General features: G+C 66.2%; 30 protein-coding genes and 1 pseudogene. 16 read left to right on the plus strand and 15 right to left on the minus strand.

Annotation, left to right across the window (positions count from 1 at the left end; all coding sequences use genetic code 11):
• Nucleotides 1-213 precede the first annotated feature (213 nt).
• Together A5636_RS10575 and hemE are read right to left on the minus strand one after the other, a co-directional pair.
• Nucleotides 214-627, minus strand: a pseudogene (locus A5636_RS10575) (NAD(P)-binding protein); the annotation flags it as partial.
• Nucleotides 624-1,715 carry a uroporphyrinogen decarboxylase gene (hemE, locus tag A5636_RS10580; RefSeq protein ID WP_172827209.1) on the minus strand — a complete coding sequence of 364 codons (1,092 nt, stop codon included), beginning with the start codon at nucleotides 1,713-1,715 and terminating at the stop codon, nucleotides 624-626. The pseudogene A5636_RS10575 and the gene hemE, both read right to left, overlap by 4 nt.
• Nucleotides 1,716-1,753: 38 nt before the next feature.
• Between hemE and A5636_RS10585 the strand changes: the two genes are divergently transcribed.
• The 3 genes from A5636_RS10585 to A5636_RS10595 all read left to right on the plus strand — a co-directional run bounded on the left by A5636_RS10585 (nucleotide 1,754) and on the right by A5636_RS10595 (nucleotide 4,508).
• A complete protein-coding gene (locus A5636_RS10585) occupies nucleotides 1,754-2,560 on the plus strand; it encodes an enoyl-CoA hydratase/isomerase family protein (RefSeq protein WP_065158594.1) in 807 nt (268 codons plus the stop codon).
• Between the two features lie 105 nt (nucleotides 2,561-2,665).
• Nucleotides 2,666-3,202 (plus strand): DUF3000 domain-containing protein, encoded by a 537-nt coding sequence (locus tag A5636_RS10590; protein ID WP_253900562.1) that lies wholly within the window; start codon nucleotides 2,666-2,668, stop codon nucleotides 3,200-3,202.
• A 1-nt stretch (nucleotide 3,203) separates the two neighbouring features.
• Nucleotides 3,204-4,508: an HRDC domain-containing protein gene (locus A5636_RS10595; RefSeq protein ID WP_065158596.1), complete on the plus strand. Its 1,305-nt coding sequence runs from the start codon at nucleotides 3,204-3,206 to the stop codon at nucleotides 4,506-4,508.
• Here A5636_RS10595 and dxs read toward each other — a convergent pair.
• From dxs to A5636_RS10615, 4 genes are read right to left on the minus strand one after another with little or no spacing between them, the layout of a single operon-like run.
• The gene (gene dxs / locus A5636_RS10600; protein WP_065158597.1) at nucleotides 4,505-6,433 is read right to left on the minus strand and encodes a 1-deoxy-D-xylulose-5-phosphate synthase; all 1,929 of its coding nucleotides are present in this window, start codon (nucleotides 6,431-6,433) and stop codon (nucleotides 4,505-4,507) included. The genes A5636_RS10595 and dxs overlap by 4 nt on opposite strands.
• A gap of 36 nt (nucleotides 6,434-6,469) precedes the next feature.
• Complete coding sequence (locus tag A5636_RS10605; protein WP_065158598.1) at nucleotides 6,470-7,933, minus strand: cation:proton antiporter domain-containing protein; 1,464 nt, start codon at nucleotides 7,931-7,933, stop codon at nucleotides 6,470-6,472.
• Nucleotides 7,930-9,138 (minus strand): class I SAM-dependent RNA methyltransferase, encoded by a 1,209-nt coding sequence (locus A5636_RS10610; protein WP_155763743.1) that lies wholly within the window; start codon nucleotides 9,136-9,138, stop codon nucleotides 7,930-7,932. Before A5636_RS10610 ends, A5636_RS10605 begins: the two co-directional genes overlap by 4 nt.
• Nucleotides 9,135-11,120, minus strand: a complete 1,986-nt coding sequence (locus tag A5636_RS10615; protein WP_065158599.1) for an APC family permease — start codon at nucleotides 11,118-11,120, stop codon at nucleotides 9,135-9,137. Before A5636_RS10615 ends, A5636_RS10610 begins: the two co-directional genes overlap by 4 nt.
• 103 nt (nucleotides 11,121-11,223) lie before the next feature.
• Here A5636_RS10615 and A5636_RS10620 point away from each other — a divergent pair, with 103 nt between their 5' ends.
• Entirely contained in the window at nucleotides 11,224-11,895 is a 672-nt protein-coding gene (locus A5636_RS10620; RefSeq protein WP_155763744.1) for a potassium channel family protein, read from the plus strand.
• A 132-nt stretch (nucleotides 11,896-12,027) separates the two neighbouring features.
• Nucleotides 12,028-12,690 (plus strand): potassium channel family protein, encoded by a 663-nt coding sequence (locus tag A5636_RS10625; RefSeq protein WP_065158600.1) that lies wholly within the window; start codon nucleotides 12,028-12,030, stop codon nucleotides 12,688-12,690.
• Between the two features lie 7 nt (nucleotides 12,691-12,697).
• Here A5636_RS10625 and A5636_RS10630 read toward each other — a convergent pair whose 3' ends face one another.
• Together A5636_RS10630 and A5636_RS10635 are read right to left on the minus strand one after the other, a co-directional pair.
• Nucleotides 12,698-13,345 carry a DUF3159 domain-containing protein gene (locus tag A5636_RS10630; RefSeq protein WP_065158601.1) on the minus strand — a complete coding sequence of 216 codons (648 nt, stop codon included), beginning with the start codon at nucleotides 13,343-13,345 and terminating at the stop codon, nucleotides 12,698-12,700.
• A gap of 15 nt (nucleotides 13,346-13,360) precedes the next feature.
• Nucleotides 13,361-13,729: an OB-fold nucleic acid binding domain-containing protein gene (locus tag A5636_RS10635; RefSeq protein ID WP_036354998.1), complete on the minus strand. Its 369-nt coding sequence runs from the start codon at nucleotides 13,727-13,729 to the stop codon at nucleotides 13,361-13,363.
• A gap of 155 nt (nucleotides 13,730-13,884) precedes the next feature.
• Between A5636_RS10635 and A5636_RS10640 the strand changes: the two genes are divergently transcribed.
• Nucleotides 13,885-14,619, plus strand: a complete 735-nt coding sequence (locus A5636_RS10640) for a hypothetical protein (protein WP_065158602.1) — start codon at nucleotides 13,885-13,887, stop codon at nucleotides 14,617-14,619.
• A 226-nt stretch (nucleotides 14,620-14,845) separates the two neighbouring features.
• Here the strand turns inward: A5636_RS10640 and A5636_RS10645 are convergent, their stop codons facing one another.
• Nucleotides 14,846-15,610, minus strand: a complete 765-nt coding sequence (locus A5636_RS10645) for a DUF3710 domain-containing protein (protein WP_437339817.1) — start codon at nucleotides 15,608-15,610, stop codon at nucleotides 14,846-14,848.
• Entirely contained in the window at nucleotides 15,597-16,061 is a 465-nt protein-coding gene (dut, locus tag A5636_RS10650; protein WP_065158604.1) for a dUTP diphosphatase, read from the minus strand. The genes A5636_RS10645 and dut overlap by 14 nt, the downstream gene beginning before the upstream one ends.
• A 25-nt stretch (nucleotides 16,062-16,086) precedes the next feature.
• Here dut and A5636_RS10655 point away from each other — a divergent pair, with 25 nt between their 5' ends.
• Nucleotides 16,087-16,563, plus strand: coding sequence for a DUF3093 domain-containing protein (locus A5636_RS10655; RefSeq protein WP_065158605.1), 477 nt, complete (start codon nucleotides 16,087-16,089; stop codon nucleotides 16,561-16,563).
• Between the two features lie 9 nt (nucleotides 16,564-16,572).
• Here the strand turns inward: A5636_RS10655 and A5636_RS10660 are convergent, their stop codons facing one another.
• A complete protein-coding gene (locus A5636_RS10660) occupies nucleotides 16,573-16,875 on the minus strand; it encodes a DUF4193 domain-containing protein (RefSeq protein WP_065158606.1) in 303 nt (100 codons plus the stop codon).
• Between the two features lie 189 nt (nucleotides 16,876-17,064).
• Here A5636_RS10660 and cei point away from each other — a divergent pair, with 189 nt between their 5' ends.
• Nucleotides 17,065-17,718 (plus strand): envelope integrity protein Cei, encoded by a 654-nt coding sequence (gene cei, locus A5636_RS10665; protein WP_065158607.1) that lies wholly within the window; start codon nucleotides 17,065-17,067, stop codon nucleotides 17,716-17,718.
• A 4-nt stretch (nucleotides 17,719-17,722) separates the two neighbouring features.
• On the opposite strand, the gene A5636_RS10670 is transcribed toward cei, so the two are convergent.
• Nucleotides 17,723-18,592, minus strand: a complete 870-nt coding sequence (locus A5636_RS10670) for an inositol monophosphatase family protein (RefSeq protein WP_065158608.1) — start codon at nucleotides 18,590-18,592, stop codon at nucleotides 17,723-17,725.
• 106 nt (nucleotides 18,593-18,698) lie between these two features.
• Here A5636_RS10670 and ppgK point away from each other — a divergent pair, with 106 nt between their 5' ends.
• Nucleotides 18,699-19,481 carry a polyphosphate--glucose phosphotransferase gene (gene ppgK, locus A5636_RS10675; protein WP_065158609.1) on the plus strand — a complete coding sequence of 261 codons (783 nt, stop codon included), beginning with the start codon at nucleotides 18,699-18,701 and terminating at the stop codon, nucleotides 19,479-19,481.
• A 172-nt stretch (nucleotides 19,482-19,653) separates the two neighbouring features.
• Complete coding sequence (locus A5636_RS10680) at nucleotides 19,654-21,162, plus strand: RNA polymerase sigma factor (protein WP_437339818.1); 1,509 nt, start codon at nucleotides 19,654-19,656, stop codon at nucleotides 21,160-21,162.
• 79 nt (nucleotides 21,163-21,241) lie between these two features.
• On the opposite strand, the gene A5636_RS26105 is transcribed toward A5636_RS10680, so the two are convergent.
• Nucleotides 21,242-21,397, minus strand: a complete 156-nt coding sequence (locus A5636_RS26105; protein ID WP_155763745.1) for a hypothetical protein — start codon at nucleotides 21,395-21,397, stop codon at nucleotides 21,242-21,244.
• A gap of 80 nt (nucleotides 21,398-21,477) precedes the next feature.
• Between A5636_RS26105 and A5636_RS10685 the strand changes: the two genes are divergently transcribed.
• Nucleotides 21,478-21,849, plus strand: coding sequence for a RidA family protein (locus A5636_RS10685; RefSeq protein ID WP_065158610.1), 372 nt, complete (start codon nucleotides 21,478-21,480; stop codon nucleotides 21,847-21,849).
• Here the strand turns inward: A5636_RS10685 and A5636_RS10690 are convergent.
• Nucleotides 21,834-22,190 (minus strand): DUF952 domain-containing protein, encoded by a 357-nt coding sequence (locus tag A5636_RS10690; RefSeq protein ID WP_065158611.1) that lies wholly within the window; start codon nucleotides 22,188-22,190, stop codon nucleotides 21,834-21,836. The genes A5636_RS10685 and A5636_RS10690 overlap by 16 nt on opposite strands.
• A 126-nt stretch (nucleotides 22,191-22,316) precedes the next feature.
• Between A5636_RS10690 and A5636_RS10695 the strand changes: the two genes are divergently transcribed.
• Together A5636_RS10695 and A5636_RS10700 are read left to right on the plus strand one after the other, a co-directional pair.
• Complete coding sequence (locus tag A5636_RS10695; protein ID WP_065158612.1) at nucleotides 22,317-22,502, plus strand: DUF7455 domain-containing protein; 186 nt, start codon at nucleotides 22,317-22,319, stop codon at nucleotides 22,500-22,502.
• 63 nt (nucleotides 22,503-22,565) lie between these two features.
• On the plus strand, nucleotides 22,566-23,558 hold the full coding sequence (locus A5636_RS10700) for a YihY/virulence factor BrkB family protein (RefSeq protein WP_065158619.1): 993 nt from the start codon (nucleotides 22,566-22,568) through the stop codon (nucleotides 23,556-23,558).
• On the opposite strand, the gene A5636_RS10705 is transcribed toward A5636_RS10700, so the two are convergent.
• Nucleotides 23,559-23,798, minus strand: a complete 240-nt coding sequence (locus tag A5636_RS10705) for a DUF3039 domain-containing protein (protein ID WP_065158613.1) — start codon at nucleotides 23,796-23,798, stop codon at nucleotides 23,559-23,561.
• Nucleotides 23,799-23,874: 76 nt separating this feature from the next.
• Here A5636_RS10705 and A5636_RS10710 point away from each other — a divergent pair, with 76 nt between their 5' ends.
• The 3 genes from A5636_RS10710 to A5636_RS10720 form a co-directional block, all read left to right on the plus strand.
• Complete coding sequence (locus tag A5636_RS10710) at nucleotides 23,875-24,282, plus strand: DUF3099 domain-containing protein (protein ID WP_065158614.1); 408 nt, start codon at nucleotides 23,875-23,877, stop codon at nucleotides 24,280-24,282.
• 118 nt (nucleotides 24,283-24,400) lie between these two features.
• A complete protein-coding gene (sigB, locus tag A5636_RS10715; RefSeq protein WP_301336708.1) occupies nucleotides 24,401-25,390 on the plus strand; it encodes a sigma-70 family RNA polymerase sigma factor SigB in 990 nt (329 codons plus the stop codon).
• Nucleotides 25,391-25,536: 146 nt separating this feature from the next.
• Nucleotides 25,537-25,972: metal-dependent transcriptional regulator (locus A5636_RS10720; protein WP_172827208.1), on the plus strand; the 436-nt coding region annotated here is incomplete at its 3' end.

Genomic DNA, 25,972 nt, shown 5'->3' on the forward strand with positions numbered 1-25,972 from the left:
GTTCCCGGTCGAGACGGTGGTCGGTATCCCGTCGTCGGCGGCGTCGCTGGCAGGGCTGGTCGACGAGGCCACGCTGGACCGCATCGGTGCCGAAGCCGGCCGGCCATTGCGCTGGCAACCCGGTGCCGATCCGTCCGCCGCCGAGCTGGTGGCAGACCGGTTCGGCGAACAGGTGGTGACCCGGTCGGTCGATCCGCTGCTCAGCGGGGTCTATGCCGGGTCCGCCGCCACCATCGGACTGCGGGCAGCGGCGCCCAGCGTGGCCTCGTCGACCAGCCCTGCCAGCGACGCCGCCGACGACGGGATACCGACCACCGTCTCGACCGGGAACGGATGCACTTGCCCCTGGCTGTAGATCAGTGGCCGCAAACCGGTGGTGGTGCGCTGCCGGTCGGACAGCCCCAACTCCGCCAGCAACGCCGGAATCTCGGGTCGCCGCTGCACGAACGCCTCGGCGCCCATATCCATCGGCAGGCCGCTCACCAGTTCGGTGCGCAGCACCCCGCCCAGCCGCGCGGCCGGATCGAACAAGACAATGGTGGCGTCGTCACCGACGTCCACCCGCAGCCGGTAGGCGGCGGTAAGCCCCGAAATCCCGCCGCCGACAACGCAATACGTGTGTGTCACAGCGAGTGGACCAGCGCCACCAGATCGGTCAATATCCCGGGATCGGTCTCGGGCAGCACCCCGTGCCCGAGGTTGAAGACGTGGCCGGCCGCACCCGCCTGCACGGCGCGGCGGCCGTCGTCGACGACGGCACGCGCGGCGCGTTCGGCCACCGGCCACCCGGCCAGCACCACCACCGGATCAAGGTTTCCCTGCAGCGCCGTCCCCGGCTCCACCCGGCTCGCGGCGTCGGTCAGCGAGGTGCGCCAGTCCACGCCGACGACGCGGGCCCGGCCCGGACTGTTCCCCGTTTTCAGAGCCTCGGACATAGCCCCCAACAACTCAGCCGTCCCCACCCCGAAGTGCGTCATGGGCACCCCGTATTCAGCCAGCTCGGCGAAAACCCGGGCACTGTGCGGCAACACCAGGTTGCGATAGTCAGCCAGCGACAGCGTCCCGGCCCACGAATCGAACACCTGAATCGCATCCACCCCGGCTTCCAGCTGCCCGCGCAGGAAGGCGATGGTGAGGTCGGCGAGCTTGGCCATCAACGCATGCCAGGTCTGCGGCTCGGCCAGCATCATCGCCTTGGTCCGGGCGTGGTGGCGGCTCGGACCGCCCTCCACCAGGTAGGACGCCAGGGTGAACGGCGCGCCGGCGAATCCGATCAGCGGCACCTCGCCCAACGCGGCAACCAACAGGCCCACCGCATCCAGCACCGGCTGAATGGCCTGAGCGTCGAGCGGTTTCATGGCCTCGACGTCGGATGCCGTGCGGATCGGGTCGGCGATCACCGGCCCGACGTCGGGAACGATGTCCAGATCAACCCCGGCGGCACGCATCGGCACCACGATGTCGGAGAACAGGATCGCCGCATCGGTGCCGTAACGGCGGATCGGCTGCAGAGTGATCTCGCAGGCCACTTCCGGCTCGAAGCACGCGTCCAACATCCTGTGCCGCTCGCGCAAAGCGCGGTACTCGGGCAGCGAGCGGCCGGCCTGCCGCATGAACCACACGGGTACCCGGCTCGGTTCACGGCCGGCGACGGCTGCCAGATAGGGCGACTTCGGGAGGTCACGACGAATGCACGCAGAAGTATTCACTGGCATCAATGCTGCCATGCAGCCATTCCGTAACATCTAGGCCGATGCCCGCAACTTATGACGACTTCCCGAGCCTGCGCTGCGAACCCAACGACAACGGCGTGCTGAACCTGGTCCTCGATGCGCCCGGCCTCAACTCGGTGGGCCCCCAGATGCACCGCGACCTGGCCGACGTCTGGCCGGTGATCAACCGCGATCCACAGGTGAAAGCCGTGCTGGTCCGCGGTGAGGGCAAAGCATTTTCCTCCGGCGGCAGCTTCGACCTGATCGACGAGACGATCGGTGATTACGAAGGCCGGCTGCGGATCATGCGCGAAGCCCGCGACCTGGTACTCAACCTGGTCAACTTCGACAAGCCGGTGGTATCGGCAATCCGGGGTCCGGCCGTGGGCGCGGGCCTGGTGGTGGCGTTGTTGGCCGACATCTCGGTGGCAGGCAGATCGGCCAAAATCATCGACGGGCACACCAAGCTCGGCGTCGCGGCCGGCGACCACGCCGCGATCTGCTGGCCGCTGCTGGTCGGCATGGCCAAAGCGAAGTACTACCTGCTCACCTGCGAGCCGCTCTCCGGCGAAGAAGCCGAACGTATCGGCCTGGTGTCCACCTGCGTCGACGACGATGACGTGCTGTCCACCGCAACGCGCATCGCTGACCACTTGGCCGCCGGGGCCCAGAATGCGATCCGTTGGACCAAACACAGCCTCAACCACTGGTACCGCATGTTCGCACCCGCGTTCGAGACCTCGCTCGGCCTGGAATTCATCGGATTCAGCGGCCCTGACGTGCGCGAAGGGTTGGCCGCGCACCGCGAGAAGCGTCCGGCACGCTTTGCTGACCGCCCCGACAGCTAGCCGCCGTACGGCGCGCCTTTTAGCGCGTGTCCGGACATAGGTCTACCGTCGAAACCTGTGACGTCTGCCGTCGAACCTGAGCCATTCCGCGAAGCGGTAGCGGCGATGAACGGTGTCACCGTCCGGCCGGAAATCGAACTCGGGCCCATCCGTCCCCCGCAACGGCTGGCACCGTTCAGCTACGCGCTGGGAGCCGAGGTCAAACACCCGGATCTGGACATCGTGCCGGAGCGGTCCGAGGGTGACGCCTTCGGCAGACTGATCCTGCTGTACGACCCGGACGGGTCCGACGCGTGGGACGGCACCATCCGTCTGGTCGCCTATATCCAGGCGGACCTCGACTCGCATGAAGCGATCGACCCACTGCTGCCCGAGGTGGCGTGGAGTTGGTTGTCCGAAGCGCTGGACTCGCACACCGAACACATGACGGCGCTTGGCGGGACGGTCACGGCCACTACGTCGGTACGATACGGCGACATCTCAGGTCCCCCCCGCGCCCACCAATTGGAGCTGCGGGCCTCCTGGACGGCCACCACCCCGGATGTGGGCACCCACGTCCAGGCGTTCTGCGATGTCCTCGAGCACGCCGCGGGTCTGCCGCCGGCGGGTGTCACCGACCTGAACTCACGGTCACGCGCCTGACATGCATCCCGACCCGTCTCCTGGTGAGACTGATCCGCCGGGCAGTACGGACCCCGAAGAAAGTCAAGCTCCGCTGCTCGCGCACCCAGCCGACGGTATGCCGGAACTGTCCGTCACTGTCGACCAAATCGCCTCAGCCGCAGAACAACTCGATCATGGTCGGGGTCCATTCGCCGTGGACGCCGAACGCGCTTCGGGCTTCCGTTACTCCAATCGGGCCTACCTGATTCAGATCCGCCGGTCGGGTGCGGGGACCGTGCTCATCGACCCGGTCAGTCACGGCGGTGACCCGCTGACCGTGCTGCAACCGGTCGCTGAAGTGCTCGGCCAAGACGAATGGATTCTGCACTCCGCTGACCAGGACCTACCTTGTCTGGCTGAGGTCGGCCTGCGGCCCCCGGCGCTCTACGACACCGAACTCGCCGGCCGCCTGGCCGGCTTCGACCGGGTGAACCTCGCGACAATGGTCGAGCGGTTGCTGGGTCAGCGATTGGCCAAGGGCCACGGTGCTGCCGACTGGTCCAAACGTCCACTGCCCCCGGCCTGGCTCAACTACGCCGCCCTGGACGTGGAACTGCTCATCGAATTGCGCGCCGTCGAAGCCGATATCCTTGCCGAGCAAGGTAAAGCCGATTGGGCCGCACAGGAATTCGAGTACCTGCGGACCTACGAAGAAAGAACAGCCACCCCGGGACGGCGGGACCGGTGGCGGCGAACATCAGGCATTCACCGGGTGCACGACCGCCGCGGGCTGGCCGCGGTCCGCGAACTGTGGATGACACGCGACCACATCGCCCAGCGCCGCGACATCGCGCCAGGCCGCATCCTGCCGGATTCCGCCATCATCGAGGCCGCACTGGCCGACCCGCAAACGATCGACGATCTGGTGTCGTTACCGGTGTTCGGCGGGCGCAACCAGCGTCGCAGCGCTTCGATGTGGCTTGCAGCGCTGCAGGCGGCCCGGCAGAACCAGGATCCGCCGCACGTGGTGGATGTGCCGAACGGGCCACCCCCGCCGTCCCGCTGGGGCAGGCGCAAACCGGACGCGGCGGCGCGACTGGAAGCCGTGCGCGCGGCGCTGAGCGAACTGTCGGGACGGGTGCATATTCCGGCGGAGAACCTGGTCGCACCGGACCTGATCCGCCGATTGTGTTGGGATTGGGACGAATTGGGGGCGGGGGCCGCAGATGCGGCCACCGTCATCGAGGAGTTTCTGCGCGCCGGCCAAGCGCGGCCGTGGCAGCGCGAACTCGCGGTTCCCGCGTTGGCTGCCGCGATGATCCGGGCAGCGCAGCCCGGCAGCTAGTCGAGGCGCTCGCTGATCTCGCTCTGTTCCACCGACGAACTACCCAACGCGGCAACCCATCCGGTGATGCGGCGAGCCACATCCTGGTCGGTGAGGCCGATGTCGGCCAGCACCTCACCGCGTGAGGCGTGTTCGTAGAACGCTTGCGGCACACCGATGTCGCGGCAGGGGATGTCGATCTCGGCGCCGCGCAGGGCCGCCGACACCGCTGAGCCCACTCCGCCGGCCAACCCGTTGTCCTCCAGCGTCACCACCAGCTTGTGCTGCTGCGCCAGATCCCGCACGCCCGCGGGCACCGGCAACACCCAGCGCGGGTCGATCACCGTCACGCCGATCCCCTGGTTGTGCAGCCGCTTGGCAACCGCCAGGCCCATCGCCGCGAACGCGCCGACCGTCACCAGCAGCACATCGGTGTTCAGGCCGCTTGCCGGCACCGCGAGCATGTCGATACCCGATGTACCCGTGCCACGTCGCTCGATTGCCGGAATGTCTTCGCCCACATCGCCTTTGGGAAACCGCAAGGCAGTCGGACCGTCGTCGACCTCGAGCGCCTCGCCGAGTTCCTCGCGCAATCGGGTGCCGTCGCGGGGCGCGGCCACCCGGATGCCGGGCACGATGCCCAGAAGCGACAAGTCCCACATCCCGTTGTGGCTGGCGCCGTCGTTACCGGTGATGCCGGCCCGGTCGAGCACCATCGTGACGGGCAGCTTGTGCAACGCCACATCCATCATGATCTGGTCGAACGCCCGGTTGAGGAACGTCGAGTAGATCGCCACCACCGGGTGCATGCCGCCCATCGCCAGCCCGGCCGCCGATGTCATCGCGTGTTGCTCGGCGATGCCGACGTCGAACAACCGGTCCGGGAACGCCTCCCCGAAGGCCGACAACCCGGTGGGCCCCGGCATGGCCGCGGTGATGGCCACTATGTCGCGACGACGCCGACCGTGGGCGATCAACGCGTCGGCAAATGTCGCCGTCCAGCCGGGACCGGCGACCTTGGTGGCCAGGCCGGTGAGTGGGTTGATCGGAACCGTCGAATGCATCTGCTCGGCCACGTCGGCTTCGGCCGGTCCGTACCCCATCCCCTTGCGGGTGGCGACGTGCACGATCACCGGGGCGCCGAAGCCGCGGGCGCTGCGCAGCGCCACCTCCACCGCCCGCTCGTCGTGCCCGTCGACCGGCCCGACGTACTTGAGTCCGAGGTCGGTGAACAACAACTGCGGCGACAAAGAATCCTTGATGCCTGCCTTCACGCTGTGCAGGAGGTGGTAGGCGACCTCGCCGACCACCGGCATGGACCGCATCGCGTTGCGGCCCCGCTCGAGGAGCTGTTCGTAGGCGGGCTGCAGCCGCAGGGTCGCCAGATGATCGGCCACACCGCCGATCGTCGGCGCATAACTGCGGCCGTTGTCGTTGACGACGACGATCACAGGCCGGTTGGATGCCGCGATGTTGTTCAGGGCCTCCCAGCACATGCCGCCGGTGAGCGCGCCGTCGCCGACGACCGCGACCACGTGCCGGTTGCGGTGGCCGCTCAGCTCGAATGCTTTGGCCAGGCCGTCGGCGTAGGACAACGCCGCGCTGGCGTGGCTGGATTCGACCCAGTCATGCTCACTTTCGGCACGCGAGGGATACCCCGACAGCCCGCCCTTCTTGCGCAGGCTCTCGAAATCGTGCGCCCGTCCGGTCAGCATTTTGTGCACGTACGCCTGGTGGCCGGTGTCGAAAATGATCGGGTCGTGCGGCGAGTCGAACACCCGGTGCAGCGCCAAAGTGAGTTCGACGACGCCGAGGTTCGGGCCCAGGTGCCCCCCGGTGGCAGCAACTTTGTGGATCAGGAACTCGCGAATCTCCTGCGCCAGATCGCTTAGCTGCTGTTGGGAAAGGTGCTGCAGATCAGCAGGCCCGCGGATCTGTTCCAGCATTTGGCCAGTCTACGCAGCGCGCGCGACAGTGCACGGCTACTCAGCACCGAACAGGTCGGCAAGGGCCTCGTGAAGTTCGGGATCGGCCAGGACGACGACCTCGTCACCGGCGCGCAGCGCGGTGTCACCCCGCACCGGCACCAGACCGGCATTGCGGACGACCATGCTCACCCAGATGTCGCCCACGTGTTCGCCCAGATCCTCGATCGTGCATCCCTCCGCGCCCGATGCGGCGGCAACGTGGAAACGGTGAACGCCTTGCGGTTCGTCCTGCAACCGGACGCTGACCTCCCACGGTTGGGTCTCCACCGTGCGCATCGGCAACCGCAACAGCCGCGCGATACCGGGTACCGAACTGCCCTGCACCAGCACCGAGAACGCGACCACGACGACGACGATGCCGTACAACCGTTCCGCGTCGGCTATATGTGCGGCCCGCAGGAACTCACCGAGCAGGATCGGCACCGCGCCCTTGAGACCGGCGGCGAGGATGAAGAGTCGCTCGTTGCGCCGTAGTTCCACCGGAACCAGGCAGGCGCCGACCGCCAACGGCCGGATCACCACCGTCAGCGCAAGGCCCAGCACGATCCCCGGAATCCACACATCGGGATGGGTGAGGATGCGCAGGTCGACGGTCAATCCCAGGACGGCGAACGCAAAGATCTCGGCCAGACCGGCCAGGGCGGCATGGAAACGTTTGATCTCCGGCTTGTATGGCGCGTGAGCGTCACCGAGCATGATTCCGGCAGCGAACACCGCCAGGAACCCCGAGCCGTGCGCCAGCGTGGCCAAGCCGTACAGCAAAAGGCTGCATGCCAACGTTCGGAGCGGGTAAAGGCCCTCGCTAGGCAAGGCCACGCGGCGCATGAACACCAGGAGCGCGCGGCCACCGATCACGCCGACGGCCCCCCCGATCGCCATCTGCAGCACGAATTCGGTTCCCACCTCGGCGAAGCCGGCCGCACTGAGACCGCCGGCGGTGATCAGGCTTGCCATCAACGAGATGCCGACCGGATCGTTGGCGCCGGACTCGCCTTCCAGGATGGCGCCGCTACGTCCAGCGATCTCACGCTTGCCCAGCACCGCAAAGACGACCGCGGGATCAGTGGGAGCTACCGCGGTGGCGACCAGAACCGCTGCGTACCAGTTGATCCCGAATGCGTAGTGCAGCAGGAGCGCCGCGCCGGCCACAGTGAGGGCAGTACCCAGGACGCCGACCGACAAGATGGGGCCCATCGCTGCGCGAAACCGCCGCTGCCCGATATGCATTCCGCCGTCGAACAACACGAGTACCAGCGCCACCGTCAGTACCCGCTCCACGGTCTGCTCGGACGGTGCCTGCACGGCGGGCACCGCGCGCACGGTCACGGCCGCGCCGATCAGTACCAGCAGGGCCACCGGAACCTTCACCCGTTCGGTGAGGCGGTTCGCCAGCACCGCAATCAATCCCAGTGCACTGGAGAACAGGACGATCAACGCGTAATGGGCGGAATCGTTCACGGCTGCTGTCCCAGCGTGAGCAACGCAACGCACTCCACGTGGTGAGTCATCGGGAACGCGTCGAAAACCCTGATCTCGTCCACCGCATAGCCGGAGCCACGATACAGTCCCACATCGCGGGCGAAAGATGCTGCCTCGCAACCGATATGGATAACCCGAGGGACGGCCGCGGCTGCCAGCAGATCGATCACCTCGCGGCCGGCACCCGATCGCGGTGGATCCAGCACCGCCACCTCGGCACTCCTATCCTGCGCCGCCAACACCTGGCGCACCGATCCGGTGACCGCGTCGACCTGGGGCAGATCGGCCAGGGCGGCGCGCGCCGCACCCGAGGCTCCCCGCGCGGTGTCGACGGTCAATACCCGCCCCGACTCCCCCACCCCGTCGGCGAGCGCGGCGGCGAAAAGCCCGGCGCCGCCGTAAAGATCCCAGGCGGTCGTTCCGGGAGCGGGTTGCGCCCAGTCGGCGACCAGATCGCTGTAGACCCGGGCAGCGTCGCGGTGGGACTGCCAGAACGCCGTCACCGGTAGCCGCCAGCTGCGTTGACCCACTCGCTGCATCGCGTGGTAGTTACCTTCTGTCACTTTCGACACCGTGCGCTTGCCCGTGCGCACGGTGTGCACCACGTGGCGCTGCCCGTCGTCGTCCAACACCACATGCACGTGAGCGCCCGGCGGCCACGACATCTCGTCCAGTCCGTCCACCATTTCGGCGGGCAGCTGCCCGCAGCGCAGATCGGTTACGAGTTCGTCGCTGTGGTAGCGATGAAACCCGGGACGACCGTCCGCCCCCACCCCGAGGCGGACTCGGGTGCGCCAACCCGTCGGCCCGGCATCCGAAAGTGGTTCGGCCACACCGGACCAGCTGTATCCGCCGAGACGTTCGAGTTGGTTGGCCACCACTTGAGCCTTCAGCGACCGCGCCGCGGCCGGTTGCACGAATGCCAGGTCACAACACCCGGAGCCATCCACTCCGGCGATCGAACACAGCGGCTCGATTCGATCCGCCGATGGTTCGATCACCTCGATGACTTCGGCGTGCCAATAGGAACCACGCTCCGCCGTCACCCGCGCCCGGACCTGTTCTCCGGGCAGCGCGTAGCGGATGAAAACCACCCGTCCTTCATGGTGCGCGACGCAACTGCCACCGTTAGCGGGCGCCCCGGCGACCAGAGTCAGCTCCGCGCAAGCAGTTTCAGGAATCAATCGAAGATGCCCCGCCGCGCGTCGCCGGGAGCGGAGTGCGGCTGCAATGCCTTGATGCGCTCCGACGAAGTCAGCTGCCACGGAACGGAAGTCACCATCACGCCAGGCATGAACAACAAGCGGCCCTTGAGCCGAAGGGCACTCTGGTTGTGTAGCAACTGTTCCCACCAGCGACCCACCACGTATTCCGGGATGAACACCGTCACCACCGTGCGAGGCGATTCCTTGCTGACCCGTTTGACGTAATCGAGGACGGGGCGCGTGATTTCGCGGTACGGAGAGGCAATCACCTTCAGCGGCACGCTGATATCGCTTTCCTCCCACTGGTGCACCAGCTCACGGGTCTCGTCGTCGTCGACACTGACCGTGACGGCTTCGAGCACGTCGGGCCGGGTGGCTCGCGCGTAGGCCAGCGCACGCAGTGTCGGCAGGTGCAGCTTTGACACCAGCACCAGCGCGTGATTTCGGCTGGGCAAGACGATTTCGCTGCCGTGCTCGGCGGCTTCCTCGGCCAGTTCCCGGCTGACGCCGTCGTAGTGCCGGCGGATCAGCTTCATCAGCCCGAACAACAACGCCATGGTGACCACGGCAATCCACGCTCCGGCCAGGAACTTGGTGACCATCACCACCAGCAGCACCGTGCCAGTCGCGATGAACCCGATGGTGTTGACCACTCTTGAGCGGACCATCTGCCGCCGCGCCAGCGGGTCGGTCTCGGTTCGCAGCAGCCGGGTCCAGTGCCGCACCATGCCGATCTGGCTCAGCGTGAACGAAATGAACACCCCGACGATGTACAGCTGGATGAGGGCGCTCAGCTCAGCACGAAACGCCACAATCGCCAGGAGGGCGGAGAACGAGAGGAATCCGATTCCGTTGGAGAACGCCAATCGGTCGCCACGGGTGTGCAGTTGACGGGGCAGGTAGCTGTGCTGGGCGAGCACCGAGCCGAGCACCGGGAACCCGTTGAACGCGGTGTTGGCCGCCAGCACCAGGATCAGCGCGGTCACCGCGGTGATGAGCACGAAGCCGATGTGAAAGTTGCCGAACACGGTCTGCGCAAGTTGGGTCACCAACGTCTTTTGCGCCGGTGCGCCCGGCAATTGCGCGGGGTCGCTGACAAGTTGCACCCCGGTCTTCTTGGCCAGCACGATGATGCCCATCAGCAGGGTCACCGCGATGGTGCCCAGCATCAGCAGGGTGGTGGCCGCATTCTTCGACTTCGGCTTCTCGAACGCTGGCACGCCGTTGCTGATGGCTTCCACACCGGTCAACGCCGCGCAGCCCGACGAGAACGCGCGCGCCATCAAAAACACCAACGCGAACCCGACGATCTTGCCGTGTTCTGAATGCATGTGGTACCTGGCCGACTCGGCCTGCAGCGTGTTGCCCAGCACGAAAATCCGGAACAGCCCCCAGCCGAGCATGCCCGCGACGCCGATGATGAACGCATATGTCGGGATCGCGAACGCCAACCCCGATTCGCGGACCCCACGCAGATTCAGCGCCGTGACCAACAAGATCGCGGCCACGCAGAACCACACCTTGTGCTCGGCCACGAACGGCACCGCCGAGCCGATGTTCGACATCGCCGATGCCGTCGAAACCGCAACGGTCAGCACGTAATCCACCATCAACGCACTGGCGACCGTCAGACCGGCGTTCGCGCCGAGGTTAGTGGTGACCACCTCGTAGTCGCCGCCACCGGAGGGGTAGGCATGCACGTTCTGCCGGTAGCTGGCCACCACCACCAGCATGACCGCGGCCACCGCCAGCCCGATCCACGGCGCCAGCGAGTACGCCGCCAGCCCACCCACCGACAGCATCAGGAAGATCTCTTCGGGTGCATAGGCCACCGATGACAGTGCGTCGGAGGCAAACACCGGCAGAGCAATCCGCTTGGGTAGCAGCGTGTGGCTCAACCGGTCGCTGCGGAACGGCCGACCGATGAGCAATCGGCGCGCAGCGGTTGAAAGTTTGGACACGAGAGCCAAGAGTAAGCCCACGTGGGTTTGGCGGTAGCGTTCCCTACGCCAGAATTTTCATGACCGAAATCGGTTCGCAGAACACAACCGAAAGGACCTCTCAGTGCGGGTGGTTGTGATGGGGTGCGGCCGGGTCGGGTCGTCGGTGGCCGACGGGCTGTCGCGGATCGGCCATGACGTCGCGGTTATCGACCGCGACAGTGCCGCCTTCAACCGGCTCAGCCCCGAGTTCGCCGGGGACCGGGTACTCGGCCAGGGGTTCGACCGCGATGTGCTGCTGAAGGCGGGGATCGAGGGCGCCGACGCGTTCGCCGCGGTGTCCTCGGGCGACAACTCGAACATCATCTCGGCGCGGTTGGCCCGGGAAACCTTCGGCGTGCGGCGGGTGGTCGCGCGGATCTACGACGCGAAACGCGCCGAGGTCTACGAGCGCCTCGGCATCCCGACGATCGCCACGGTGCCATGGACCACCGATCGCCTGCTCAACGCGCTGACGCAGGAGACGGAGACCGCCAAATGGCGAGATCCCACCGGTACCGTCGCCGTCGCCCAGGTGGTCCTGCACGAGGACTGGGTGGGGCATCGCGCTACTGACCTCGAGCAGGCCACGGGCGCCCGGGTGGCCTTCCTGCTCCGCTTCGGGGCCGGCGTTCTGCCAGAACCCAAGACCGTCCTGCAGGCCGGCGACCAGGTGTATGTCGCAGCTATTTCCGGCCGCGCCGCCGAAGCCGTGGCAATCGCCGCGTTGCCGCCCAGCGAGGATCTGGACAAATGAAGCGCGGCGACGACGAAGACGCCGGCGAAGCCGGGGTTGTGGGGGTACCGCCCGCTTGCGGGGGAGAGTGGCGCAAATGAAGCGCGGCGACGACGAAGACGCCGGCGAAGCCGGGGTTGAGGAGTGGCGCAAATGAAGGTAGCTGTCGCTGGGGCAGGCGCGGTGGGCCGCTCGGTCACTCGCGAACTTGTCGCCAACTCTCACGACGTCACGTTGATCGAGCGCAATGCCGACCACCTGGACACCGATGCCATTCCGGCCGCTCACTGGCTGCTTGGCGACGCTTGCGAGCTGAGCCTGCTGGAATCGATGCACTTGGAGGACTTCGACGTGGTCGTCGCAGCGACCGGTGACGACAAGGTCAACGTGGTGCTGAGCCTGCTGGCCAAGACGGAGTTCGCGGTCCCCCGCGTGGTGGCACGGGTCAACGATCCGCGCAACGAATGGCTGTTCACCGACGCATGGGGTGTTGACGTAGCGGTGTCCACCCCGCGGATGCTGGCGTCGCTGATCGAGGAGGCCGTCGCCGTCGGCGACCTGGTGCGGCTGATGGAGTTCCGCAAGGGTCAGGCCAATCTGGTCGAGATCACGTTGCCCGACGACACCCCGTGGGGCGGCAAGCCGGTCCGCAAGCTGCAGTTGCCACGTGATGTCTCACTGGTAACGATTCTGCGCGGAGCACGGGTGATCGTCCCGGAGGGCGACGAGCCACTGGAAGGCGGCGATGAGTTGCTGTTTGTGGCCATCACCGAAGCCGAAGAGGACCTACGGAAGCTGCTGCTGCCGACCGCGTGACCGGAACCTAGTCCAGTACTGGGTCTGCGTCGACGGCACGCTCCTGCGCCGGCACGGCGCGCAGGACGGCCCTGATGGCCCCGTACGTCACCAACGCGGCCAGCGCCGTCAGCGGCCATCCCATGGCGATCCGTGCCACCCCGAGCCAGCCTGTCTTCCCGAGCTCGTAGAGATGTCCCTGGACGGCGAAACGAGCGAGGAAGACCAGCGTCCAGGCCAACGTCGCGATGTCGAAGGCGTAGACCGCCCGGGACACTTCCCGCCAGCTGTTGTCGCGGCCGCTGGCCCAGCTCCACAGGAAACCGACCACCGGCCGGCGGATCAGGATCGACACGGCGAAAACGACCGCCCACACCAGCGACATCCAGATGCCCAGCAGGAAGTAACCCTTGGACTGCCCCACCAGGTAGGCGATCAGCGCGCAGACGGCGACCCCGAAAAACCCGGACACCGCCGGCTGGACCGAATCCCGGCGGATCAGCCGCCATGCCAACACCAGCGCAGCCGTGATCAACGCGGCGCCGATGGCAGGCAGCAACCCAGCGACGCTGGATGCGATGACGAACGTCACAACCGGCAGCGAGGAGTAGATGAGCCCGCTGACACCACCGGACTGCGCCAGTAGCCGCTCGGCGCTGAAGCGGTTATCGCCCACGGTAAGCCGAAACCGTCACCGCTGGATTTCGTAGTGCGGGTTGTAGATGGCCTTGGTGCCGTTCTCGAGCTTGCCGAGCCGCCCCCGCACCCGCAGCATGCGCCCAGAGTCGATGCCAGGGATCCGCCGCTGACCCAGCCAGACCAAGGTCACGGTGTCACTGCCGTCGAACAACTCTGCCCGGACGCCGCCCGAGCAGCCCTTGCCATTGGTTTCCACGCTGCGCAGCGTGCCTATCATCGTGACCTCTTGGCCGCGTTGACAGTCGATGGCGCGCTGCGCGCCGGTATTGAGGACTTCATCGGAAAGTTCTTCGACGTCGCGTTGCTCCGGGTCTTCCGTCAACCGACGGGTGAGCCGGCGTAGATACCCTTGGGCCCCCATGGCCACTCCTGACACTTCGACGTCGCTAAGAAGGTTTGCCAGCTATCAGCATTCCAACATGTCAACGGTCACCGTAGACCTGTTGGTTCCCTGATGCCACATGGATGAAACCACCGATCTGAACGTAGTTTTCACCGACCCGGCAGGATGAGGGAATGGCTGTCGACTTACGCGGTGTCACAACCGTGTTGCTGCCTGGGACGGGATCCGACGACGACTACGTCCGCCGGGCATTCTCGGGTCCCCTGAGCGGTGTCGGTGCGGTGTTGAGCACACCCGCCCCGCAACCCGGTCGGCTGATCGACGGCTACCGGACAGCGCTCGACGAAGCGGCCCGCCGCGGGCCGGTCGCGGTGGGCGGGGTGTCCATTGGTGCCGCGGTGGCCGCCTCCTGGGCGTTGAACCATCCGGAGCAGACCGTCGCGGTGCTGGCGGCCCTGCCGGCCTGGACGGGGGATTCCAGCGCTGCTCCGGCCGCGCACGCCGCGCGCTACACGGCGGCGCAGTTGCGCCGTGACGGCCTGGAGGCCACGACGGCCCAGATGCGAGCGTCCAGCCCGCCCTGGTTGGCCGACGAACTGGCCCGGTCCTGGTGGGCTCAGTGGCCCCAATTGCCGGACGCGATGGAGGAAGCGGCGAGCTACCTAGCACCTAGCGGGGCCGAGTTGGCCCGGCTGGTGCCGCCGCTGGGCGTGGCCGCGGCGGTCGACGACCCGATCCATCCGCTACAGGTTGGCGTCGACTGGGTGAGAGCGGCGCCGCGGGCCGCGCTGCACACGGTGACGCTGGCCGAAATCGGCGCGAATACGGCCGCGCTGGGCGCGGCCTGCCTGGCCGCGCTCGCCGAGGCTGCGCTGACGGCGCCGAGACTGCGGCCAACGCGCGATTGACGCCGTCAGGTGGCGCTCACGGCAGGCTCGGTGCGCTCACGGCAGGCTCGATGCGCTCACCACAGGCTCGATGCGCTCACCACAGGTTCGACGCGCTCACGGCAGGCTCGATGCGCTCACCACAGGCTCGAGGCGCTCACCGCACGCTCGAGCGCTCACCGCAGCCTCGGTGCGCTCACCGCACGCTCGATGCGCTCACCACAGGCCCGATTGCCGGGAACGTCGGCTAACCCCCGGTGCTGGTGCTGCGCAGCTGCTGCATGGCCGACCCTTCGGCGCCGCGGCGGGTGACCGCCTCGTCGGTGGGCTGCTGCTCGGCCACCGCCCCGCCTTGCTCGGCCGTCTGGGCTGCCGCGGCCTCGCGCAGCTGCTGCACCATTGGCTCGGGCAGCTGGACCGCCAGCGGCGTGCGCACCGGCAGCGGCGTATCCCCTCGCCGAACCACCGTGTCCGCCAAGGCTTCCCGCGCCTCATCGGTCAATGCGTCGATGGTCTCGTGCGGTCCGTTGACCACGCAGCGGATCATCCACCGATAGCCGTCGACCCCGATGAAGCGGACCACGCCCGACGCGGTTCCGACGACCTCGCGACCCCACGGTCCGTCCTTGATCGAGACCTTGGCCGAGTCTTTGCGCAGCGAGTCGGCCAGCTCGCTGGCCACCTCACGCCACAGGCCCGCGGTCTTGGGCGCCGCGTAGGCGGCGATGGTGAAGCGACCGTTGGGCGTGACGACCCACACCGCGCTGGGAACACCGGTTTCGGTGAGTTCGACCTGCACCTGGCCCGCCGATGGCATCGGTATCAGCACCGAGCCCAGATCGAGTCGGGCCATCGCGGCGTCCGCGGGGTCGTCGAAGTCCTCGATGTCGAACGGACCCTCGATCTCGTCGTCCGTCGCGTCGTCAGCGGTCGATTCAACCGCCGACTCTGCGCCGCTGGCGCTGGTGTCGTCGTCTTTACGTCTTCCGAATGCCATCTCACAAACTCGCATGTCCGCCGGAGGAACCGTGGCCACCGTCGCCACGGGATGTTTTGGCCAGCCCGGCCTCGTCGAACGACGAAACCTCAACCAGCTCGACCAATTCGACCCGCTGCACCAGCAACTGAGCGATGCGGTCACCGCGATGCACCACTATCGGCGTGGTGGGGTCGAGGTTGATCAGCGCGACTTTGATCTCGCCACGATAACCCGCATCGATCGTGCCGGGACTGTTGACGATCGAAAGCCCCACCCGCGAGGCCAATCCAGAGCGCGGGTGTACCAGTCCGACCATCCCCAAGGGAATTGCCACCGCGACCCCGGTGCCCACCAGAGCGCGATGCCCGGGCGCCAGTTCGACGTCTTCGGCACTGAACAGATCGACCCCCGCGTCGCCCTCGTGCGCGCGGCTGGGCATCGGGAGACCCGGATCGAGACGTACTACGGCCAGACTGGTCGACACGGGGGCACAGACTACCCTTGACCCCGTGTCGGAAACGCGCGTCGCGCCGCAGAGCGTGCGATATCGCGAACGGCTATGGGTCCCGTGGTGGTGGTGGCCGCTGAGTTTCCTGCTGGCAGGGATCGTCGCGTACGAATTCAACCTCGGGCTGCGGTCGCTACCCGACTGGTTGCCGTTCGCCGTCTTGTTCGCGATCACGACCGGCGTGTTGTTCTGGCTGGGCCGCGTCGAGATCCGGGTGACCGCCGACGACGGCACCGTCCAATTGTGGGCCGGCAACGCGCATTTGCCCGTCGACGTCATCTCCCGCTCCGCCGAGATAGCGCGGACCGCGAAGTCGGCGGCACTGGGCCGCCAACTGGATCCGGCGGCGTACGTGGTGCATCGCGCCTGGGTGGGTCCGATGATCCTGCTGGTTCTCGACGACCCCGACGATCCGACCCCGTACTGGCTGGTGAGTTGCCGACACCCGGAGCGGGTGCTGTCGGCCCTGAGAAGCTGAGTTCGCCCGTCAGGCTGCGCAGTCAGTACAGATCATCAAGCCGTTCTTCTCGCTCGCCAACCGGCTGCGGTGCTGCACCAAAAAGCAACTCGAGCAAGTGAACTCGTCTGCTTGCTTGGGAACTACGCGTACCGACAACTCTTCCCCGGAGAGGTCGGCGCCAGGCAGCTCGAAAGACTCGGCAGACTCGGATTCGTCGACGTCGACAACAGCCGACGCAGCTTCGTTCCGTCGTGCCTTCAGCTCCTCCAGCGAGTCTTCCGAGACGTCGTCGGTCTCGGTGCGCCGTGGAGCGTCATAGTCGGTAGGCATCGTCTATCCGTCCTGTCCCCTCTATGCCCTCGTCAGTCCAAGGAACGCTTTGTACCAGCGTCGAACGCTCGCACCAAATGATTCGTGCCCGTATTGCGTGTGAATCGTCTGTGATTTACCTCACACCAGTGGATTAACCCTTGTTTACGGGCTCAAACGGTGTGGAGACCGTGCGATTAGAGTGCTTGTGTGGTCGCACAGATTACCGAGGGTACAGCCTTCGACAAGCATGGTCGGCCCTTCCGGCGGCGCAACCCCCGCCCTGCCATCGTCGTCGTAATTCTGCTGGTCGTCGCCACTGCCGTGGTATGGACGATCGCACTGACCCGGCCGACGGACATCCACGAGGTCGCGGTGTGCAACCCTCCGCCCGAGCCGACCGGTACCGAGATCCCGACCAAGCTCGGCGAACAGGTTTCCCGCAGCGAAATGATGGACGTCACACCGGCCAAGCTGAGCGACACCAGGGTCCGCGTGCTCAACGCCAGCGGCCGCGGCGGCCAAGCCGGTGACACCGCGGGCGCCTTGAAGGATCTTGGCTTCGCCCAACCGACTTCGGCGAACGACCCCGTCTATGCCGGCACCCGCTTGACCTGTCAGGGCCAGATCCGCTTCGGCACCGCCGGGCAGGCGGCCGCGGCGGCACTGTGGCTGGTGGCACCGTGCACCGAGCTGTTTCACGACGGACGCGGTGACGACACGGTCGACCTCGCCCTGGGCACCGAATTCAGCTCCCTGGCACACAACGACGACATCGACGCGGTGCTGGCAACCCTGCGCCCCGGGGCAAACGAACCGGCAGACCGCACGCTGCTGACCAAGATCCACTCCACCAGTTGCTGAGAACTCAATCCAGGATCGGAGCGGTTCCGCCGAATCGCCGCAGGGTCTCCAGCAGCTGATCGGCGATACCCGGCGCGGAAGCAACCACCAGCCCCGCACCGCACACGTCCGGCTGCGGCAGCACCACCCGCGCCCCTGCCTCGGCGGCGATCAATGCACCCGCCGCGCAATCCCACACTTGCAGCCCGTGCTCGTAGTACGCGTCCAACTGGCCGGCCGCGACCATGCACAGGTCCAGCGCCGCCGAGCCGATCCGGCGCACGTCGCGGACCACCGGCAGCAGCTGCTCCAACAACGCGGCCTGGTGGGCCCGCCGCCGCGGCGCGTACCCGAATCCGGTGCCCAGCAACGCCATCGACAAATCGTCGACGTCGGTACACCGTAAAGCGGTGGCGCCGCTGGCGTCAGTGAGGTGCGCCCCCTGCCCGACCGCAGCCGAATACACCCGGCCCGCAACCACATCGGCGACAGCACCCGCCACCGAGACCCCGCCGACTTGCGCGCCGACTGACACCGCGTAGGCCGGGATGCCGTACACGAAGTTCACCGTGCCGTCGATGGGATCGAGGACCCATGTCACCGCGTCGGAATTGGTGGTCTCCGAGGCGGCCGGCCCGCCGCCCTCCTCCCCCAGGATCGGATCACCGGGCCGAAGTTCTGCCAGCCGATCACGCAACAGGTGTTCGGCCTCGGTGTCCACCACCGTCACCGGGTCGGTCGGAGTGGTTTTGGAGCGGACCGTGGTTCCGGTTGCCGATCCGTTCTGCGGGCCGAAGACCTCGCCGCGGCGGCGTCGCACGAACGCGGCCGCCTCGGCGGCCACCGTTTCGGCGATCTCGCGTAAGCGCTCGGGCCGGTTGTCGGGTGCAGTCACCGGCCTATCGCACCACAGGTGCCAACTCCCCGAACGCCGTAACCCGGCGACTTGGAATGGTCGCTATAAGGTGAGCGGACAACGTCGTCTCGTCGAGGAGATCCCGATGACCAGCACCGGTTCCGGAAGCGACAATGCGCCGCGTCAAGGATTCGGAATCGACGTCGGCGGCAGCGGCATCAAAGGTGCCATCGTCGACCTGGACACCGGGCAGTTGGTCGGCGACCGTATCAAACTGCCGACCCCGCAGCCGGCCACGCCTGAGGCGGTCGCCAAGACCATTGCCGAAGTCGTCGACGGTTTCGGTTGGACCGGCCACCTGGGGGTGACCTACCCAGGCGTCGTCACGCACGGGATCGTGCAGACGGCAGCGAACGTGGACAAGTCGTGGATTGGGACCAATGCCCGCGACATCATCAGCGCCGAACTCAACGGCCAAGAAGTCACGATCCTTAACGACGCTGACGCGGCGGGGCTCGCCGAGGAGCGCTACGGCGCAGGCAAAGGCCACGAAGGCCTGGTTGTTCTACTTACCTTCGGAACCGGGATCGGTTCGGCGGTGATTCACAACGGGAAACTGATTCCCAACACCGAGTTCGGCCACCTCGAAGTCGGCGGCAAGGAGGCCGAGCACCGGGCCGCCTCCTCGGTCAAGGAAAAGAACGGGTGGACCTACGAAAAGTGGACCAAGCAGGTCACCAAGGTGCTCGTAGCGATCGAGAACGCCATCTGGCCGGACCTGTTCATCGCCGGCGGTGGCATCAGCCGCAAGGCCGACAAATGGGTACATCTGCTGGAAAACCGCACCCCAGTGGTGCCCGCCGTGCTGGAGAACGCCGCCGGCATCGTCGGGGCGGCGATGGCGTCAACACGCGACGTGACGCACTGAATTTCGTCCGCTCGGCCAGTTCAACTGCTCGGTGAAGTTACAATGGTCCTCGGCAGCCGCTCAACCGATTAGCGCGCAAGTATTCACGCTGGATCAAACGCCGACATTCGACATAGCAGACACTTTCGGTTCACCATGCCCAAACCCACCGGAAGTGCGTCCGACCAAAGGGGTGTACGTGGCAGCGACGAAGGCAACTCCGGCCACCGATGAGCCGGTGAAACGCACCGCCGCGAAGTCTCCCGCCAAGCGCACGGCGGCCAAAGCCGCCAACGGCTCCGCTCCGGCAAAGCGGGCAACCAAAGCCGCCAAGACCGCGCCGGACGGCGCTCCCGGTGAGGCTGCGAAGAAGACCCGCAAGGCCGGCGCCAAAGCACCGGCGGCACGCGGCGCGGGCAAGCCGAAAGACGCTGACGCCTCGACCGATGTTGACGTGCTGGATGGCGCCGAAGAGCTGGACACCGATTCCGATCTGGACGTTGAGCCGGGCGAAGATCTCGAGATCGACGCCGCAGACCTGAGCCTCGACGACCTGGAAGACGAGGTCGTGAGCGAGGCCGCGGAGACCGAAATCGAAGCGGTCGACCCCGAGGCCGAGGACGGCGAGGCCGCTCCGGTCGCCGCGGCAGGCGAAGCCGTCGCCGAGGATGACGAGGAGATCGCCGAGCCGACCGAGAAGGACAAGGCCTCCGGGGACTTCGTCTGGGACGAAGACGAGTCCGAGGCGCTGCGGCAGGCTCGCAAGGACGCCGAGCTCACCGCGTCGGCCGACTCGGTCCGGGCCTACCTCAAGCAGATCGGCAAAGTGGCGCTGCTGAACGCCGAGGAAGAAGTCGAGCTGGCCAAGCGGATCGAGGCCGGCCTGTACGCGACTCAGCTGATGCTGGAGTTGAACGATCGCGGCGAGAAGCTTCCGGCCGCCCAGCGGCGCGACATGATGTGGATCTGCCGCGACGGGGACCGTGCGAAAAACCACCTGCTGGAAGCCAACTTGCGGCTGGTGGTCTCGCTGGCCAAGCGCTATACCGGCCGCGGCATGGCGTTCCTGGACCTGATCCAGGAAGGCAACCTCGGTTTGATCCGTGCGGTGGAGAAGTTCGACTACACCAAGGGTTACAAGTTCTCCACCTACGCGACCTGGTGGATCCGTCAGGCCATCACCCGCGCGATGGCTGACCAAGCCCGCACCATCCGCATTCCGGTGCACATGGTCGAGGTCATCAACAAGCTGGGACGTATCCAGCGCGAGTTGCTGCAGGACCTGGGCCGCGAGCCCACCCCTGAAGAACTCGCCAAGGAAATGGACATCACGCCGGAGAAGGTGCTGGAGATCCAGCAGTACGCCCGCGAACCCATCTCACTGGACCAGACCATCGGCGACGAGGGTGACAGCCAGCTGGGCGACTTCATCGAGGACAGCGAAGCGGTAGTGGCCGTGGACGCGGTGTCGTTCACGCTTTTGCAGGATCAGCTGCAGTCGGTGCTGGACACCCTCTCCGAGCGCGAGGCCGGCGTCGTACGGCTGCGCTTCGGCCTGACCGACGGCCAACCACGCACCCTGGACGAGATCGGGCAGGTGTACGGGGTCACCCGCGAGCGCATCCGGCAGATCGAGTCCAAGACCATGTCGAAGCTGCGGCACCCGAGCCGGTCGCAGGTGTTGCGCGACTACCTGGACTAGACCTGGACTAGACCTGAGTCAGGTTGCTGCCCGCCGCGCGGAGCACCATTTCGGCCCGGCCGACGAGGTACCAGGGGCGTCAGCCGACTGCGTCCGGGCCTTCGAGGGGCGGCGTCGCGAATCCGCGGTCTTCCGGCGGCAGTTCGAGCTTGTCCTCGTCGGCGTGCTGTGCCTGTTGCTCGGCGGCCGCACGAAGGTTGTTGCCGGTGTTTTCCACGTGATCGGGCGTACCCATGGATGCCTCCTGACGTCGGGATGTCCGGGTGGCTTACCCGGTGGGTTGTCCTCCGAAAAGCCGGTCGTACCGTGACGCCCATGTCACCTGACCGCCTCCACATCGCGTCCGACTCTTCGTTCGAGTCGATCGTCGGTTACTCGCGTGCGGTACGGGTGGGCCCGTACGTCGCGGTGGCGGGCACCACCGGGAGTGGCAGCACCGTGGCCGACCAGACGCGAAATGCGCTGCGCCGCATTGAGATTGCGTTGACACAGGCCGGCGCGAGGCTGACCGACGTGATCCGCACGCGGATCTACGTCACCGACATTTCGCACTGGCGCGATGTCGGCGAGGTGCACGCGCAGGTATTCGGTTCGATCCGTCCGGTGACCACCATGGTTGAAGTCTCGGCACTGATCGGACCCGAGTTGCTGGTGGAGATCGAGGCTGACGCCTACGTCGAAGCCTGAACCGGCGGGAAGCTGCCGTCCGGTGCCGGCGGGTATTCGACAGCCTTGATGACAGCTTCCGTCGGCAGCGGTCCGTACAGATGCGGGAACAGCATCGACTCCGGGTCCGTCGCAACCCCCGGCTCCCAACGGACGGTGGCCTCGAGGGCGGAGACGTCAATGTGCAACAACAGCAAATCGCGACGTCCGCGAAAAAGCCGATTCGCGGGTAGATGGACCTGCTCGGGAGTTGACAGATGGATGAAGCCTGCCGACGAATCCGGCTCGATGCCGCCGCGCCTACTCGCTTGCGCCCAGTCCCGCATTCCGCACAGGTGAAGCAGAACACCGGGGGCAGTCATCCTAGCGAGAATGCCCACTTTGCGCCCCGGAAATCCGTGAGAAACGACACACCTCATAACGGTCGGGGAACAAGGCGAAAACTCCGAACGTCTGTCAGAGTGAATTATCGCCAGAACGGAGGAGCCATGAACGCAACTCTGACCAGTCCCGAATTGACCCGGGCCGACCGCTGCGACCGCTGCGGTGCTGCGGCCCGGGTGCGTGCGAAGCTGCCATCGGGAGCCGAGCTGTTGTTCTGCCAGCACCACGCCAATGAGCACGAAGCGAAATTGGTCGAACTGGCGGCCGTCCTCGAGGTGAGCGCCAGCTAAATCCGTCGAACTCGCCCGCCGCAATCAAGGCGGGGCGGGGCGTCTTCGGTAATGCTGGACGGGATGAGCGCCGAAACGCTGAAACCGTCCCGCCACCATTTGTGGCATACCTTCAAAAGGGCGCTTGCCAAAGCTTGGGATGACTCGATTTTCTCCGAGTCCGCGGAAGCTGGTTTCTGGACGTGTCTTTCGACCCCGCCGTTGCTGTTGGGGATCTTGGGCACGTTGGCCTGGGTGGCTCCGCTGTTCGGTCCGGACACGCTGCACTCGATCGTCAATAGCATTCTGTCCACGGTTCGCAGCTTCTTCTCACCCAGTGTCGTCAACGAAATCATCGAGCCCACGATCCGCGACATCACCACTCACGCGGGCGGCGAGGTGGCTTCGCTCGGTTTTCTCATATCGCTGTGGGCGGGCTCCTCGGCCATCTCGTCTTTCGTCGACGCCATCGTCGAAGCACACGACCAGACCCCGTTACGGCACCCGGTGCGGCAACGGTTCTTCTCGCTGTTCATCTACATCGTGATGCTCGTCTTCGTGGTGGTAGCCGCGCCGGTAGCCGTGGCGGGTCCGCGCAAAGTAAGCGAGCACATCCCGATCGGGCTGCAGAACCTGCTGCACTACGGCTATTACCCACTGCTGATTCTGAGCCTGATGGCAGGCGTGACCGTGCTGTACCGGGTAGCCCTTCCGGTGCCGTTGCCCACCCACCGGCTGATACCGGGCACGGTGCTGGCCACCGTGGTATTCGCGGTAGCGACTCTGGGCCTGCGTCTTTATCTCAGGTGGATCGGCAGCACCGGTTACACCTACGGCGCGCTCGCTACGCCAATCGCATTCCTGTTGTTCGCGTTCTTCGGTGGCTTCTCGATCATGATCGGGGCCGAGCTCAACGCAGCCATTCAGGAGGAGTGGCCGGCGCCGGCGACGCACGCCCACCGGCTGCGGACCTGGCTGACGCGGCGCACCGCCGCCCTGACGGGCACGGATGAACCGTCGGAACCGCCCCAGCCCAAAGCCATCCCGGACACCGCGAACGTGAAACCCGGGACGTGATCAGCCCTTCTTGAGCTGGTCGTAAATCTGCTTGCAGTCGGGGCAGACCGGTGAGCCCGGCTTGGCAGCCCGGGTGACGGGAAATACCTCTCCGCACAGCGCCACCACGTGGTTGCCCAGGACCGCGCTCTCGGCAATCTTGTCCTTCTTGACGTAATGGAAGTACTTGGGTGTATCGCTGCCGGTCCCGTCATCGACGCGTTCTTCGGCATCGGTGCGCTCGATCGTCTGGGTGTCCATGCCACATATTGTGCCTTCCGAGCTGGCCACTGACACCGGGGAACCGCCAAGCGATTTCTTGTGCCACAGTGGAGGGATGAAGCGCGGCGCCGAGCTCGGCGGTTTCGATCGCGAGGGCCGGCCGGTATTGATCACCGCTGCCGCACCTTCCTACGAGGTGCAGCATCGGGCTCGGGTGCGCAAGTACCTCACTCTCATGTCGTTCCGAATCCCTGCGCTGTTGCTGGCGGCCATCGCCTACGGCGCCTGGCACAACGGTCTGATCTCACTGCTGATCGTCGCTGCCTCAATTCCGTTGCCGTGGATGGCTGTTCTGATCGCCAACGACCGGCCGCCGCGTGACGCCGACGAACCTCGACGGTTCGACCATGCGCGCAAGCGCACGCCGCTCTTCCCGACCGCCGAACGGCTGGCGCTGGAGCCGCGACGCGCACCGCAGCCGCAACCCGATGCGCAGGTCATCGACGCCGACGGTTCCCGCTAGTCCGCCCACCCGCGCCACTTCTCAGCACATTCTCAGGTCGCCCTCGTATTTCTGCACGTCACAGCGTGTGAGATGGCATGGGGGTGGGAACTCTGCGACCGGGCTTCTCGTTAACCACATGACAAGACAAGCCAATCGGGAGGGCGCAATGGCTAATGCCACCACAGGCCGGGTCGATGAAAGTCTGGATGCTCAAAGCCCGGCTGCAGACCTGGTGCGCGTGTATCTGAACGGCATCGGAAAGACGGCGTTGCTCAACGCCGCCGATGAAGTTGAACTGGCCAAGCGCATCGAGGCTGGGTTGTACGCCGAACATCTATTGCAAACCCGGAAGCGCCTCGGCGAGAACCGGAAACGCGATCTGGCACTCGTCGTCCGCGACGGAGAGGCCGCGCGTCGTCATCTGCTGGAAGCGAACCTGCGTCTGGTGGTTTCGCTGGCCAAGCGCTACACCGGTCGGGGTATGCCGTTGCTGGACCTGATCCAGGAAGGCAACCTGGGTTTGATCCGGGCGATGGAAAAGTTCGACTACGCAAAGGGTTTCAAGTTCTCGACCTACGCCACCTGGTGGATCCGCCAGGCGATCACCCGCGGTATGGCCGACCAGAGCCGGACGATCCGGCTGCCGGTCCACCTCGTCGAGCAGGTCAACAAGCTGGCCCGGATCAAGCGGGAGATGCACCAAAACCTCGGCCGGGAAGCCACCGACGAGGAACTGGCCGCCGAATCCGGCATTCCGGTCGAGAAGATCAACGATCTGCTTGAGCACAGCCGCGACCCGGTAAGCCTGGACATGCCCGTTGGCTCGGAAGAGGAAGCTCCGCTGGGTGACTTCATCGAGGACGCGGAAGCCATGTCCGCCGAGAACGCGGTGATCGCAGAACTGTTGCACACCGACATTCGCAGTGTGCTGGCGACTCTGGACGAACGTGAGCACCAGGTGATCCGGCTTCGTTTCGGCCTCGACGATGGTCAACCGCGCACCCTGGACCAGATCGGGAAGTTGTTCGGACTGTCCCGGGAGCGGGTCCGCCAGATAGAGCGCGACGTGATGTGCAAGCTGCGCCACGGCGAGCGGGCTGACCGCCTGCGGTCGTACGCCAGCTGAGGCGTCGCCGACCTCGAGATAACAGCCTGATAGGAGACGGTGTGCCCGCCGCGCTTGCGCGGCGGGCATACTGCTGCGGTGCAGCGTTTTGGACGAACCACTCGCGCGGCTGGCGAAGTAGACTCGGCGGCAACGGAGGATGCTGAATGAATGACTTGGTTGATACCACCGAGATGTACCTGCGCACCATCTACGACCTCGAAGAAGAGGGTGTAACGCCGCTGCGTGCGCGGATTGCCGAACGCTTGGAGCAGAGCGGGCCGACGGTCAGCCAGACCGTTTCTCGGATGGAGCGCGACGGATTGCTGCGGGTGGCGGGCGACCGGCATCTGGAACTCACCGACAAGGGTCGGGCACTGGCAGTCTCGGTAATGCGCAAGCACCGTCTTGCTGAACGCCTCCTCGTCGACGTCATCGGGTTGCCGTGGGAAGAGGTGCACGCCGAGGCATGCCGGTGGGAGCACGTGATGAGCGAGGACGTCGAGCGCCGACTGGTGAAGGTGCTCGACAACCCGACGACTTCTCCGTTCGGCAATCCGATCCCGGGCCTGCTGGATCTGGGGGTGGGCTCGGAGTTCGACG

Source organism: Mycobacterium asiaticum (genome assembly GCF_001673315.1).
Lineage (GTDB): Bacteria > Actinomycetota > Actinomycetes > Mycobacteriales > Mycobacteriaceae > Mycobacterium > Mycobacterium asiaticum_B.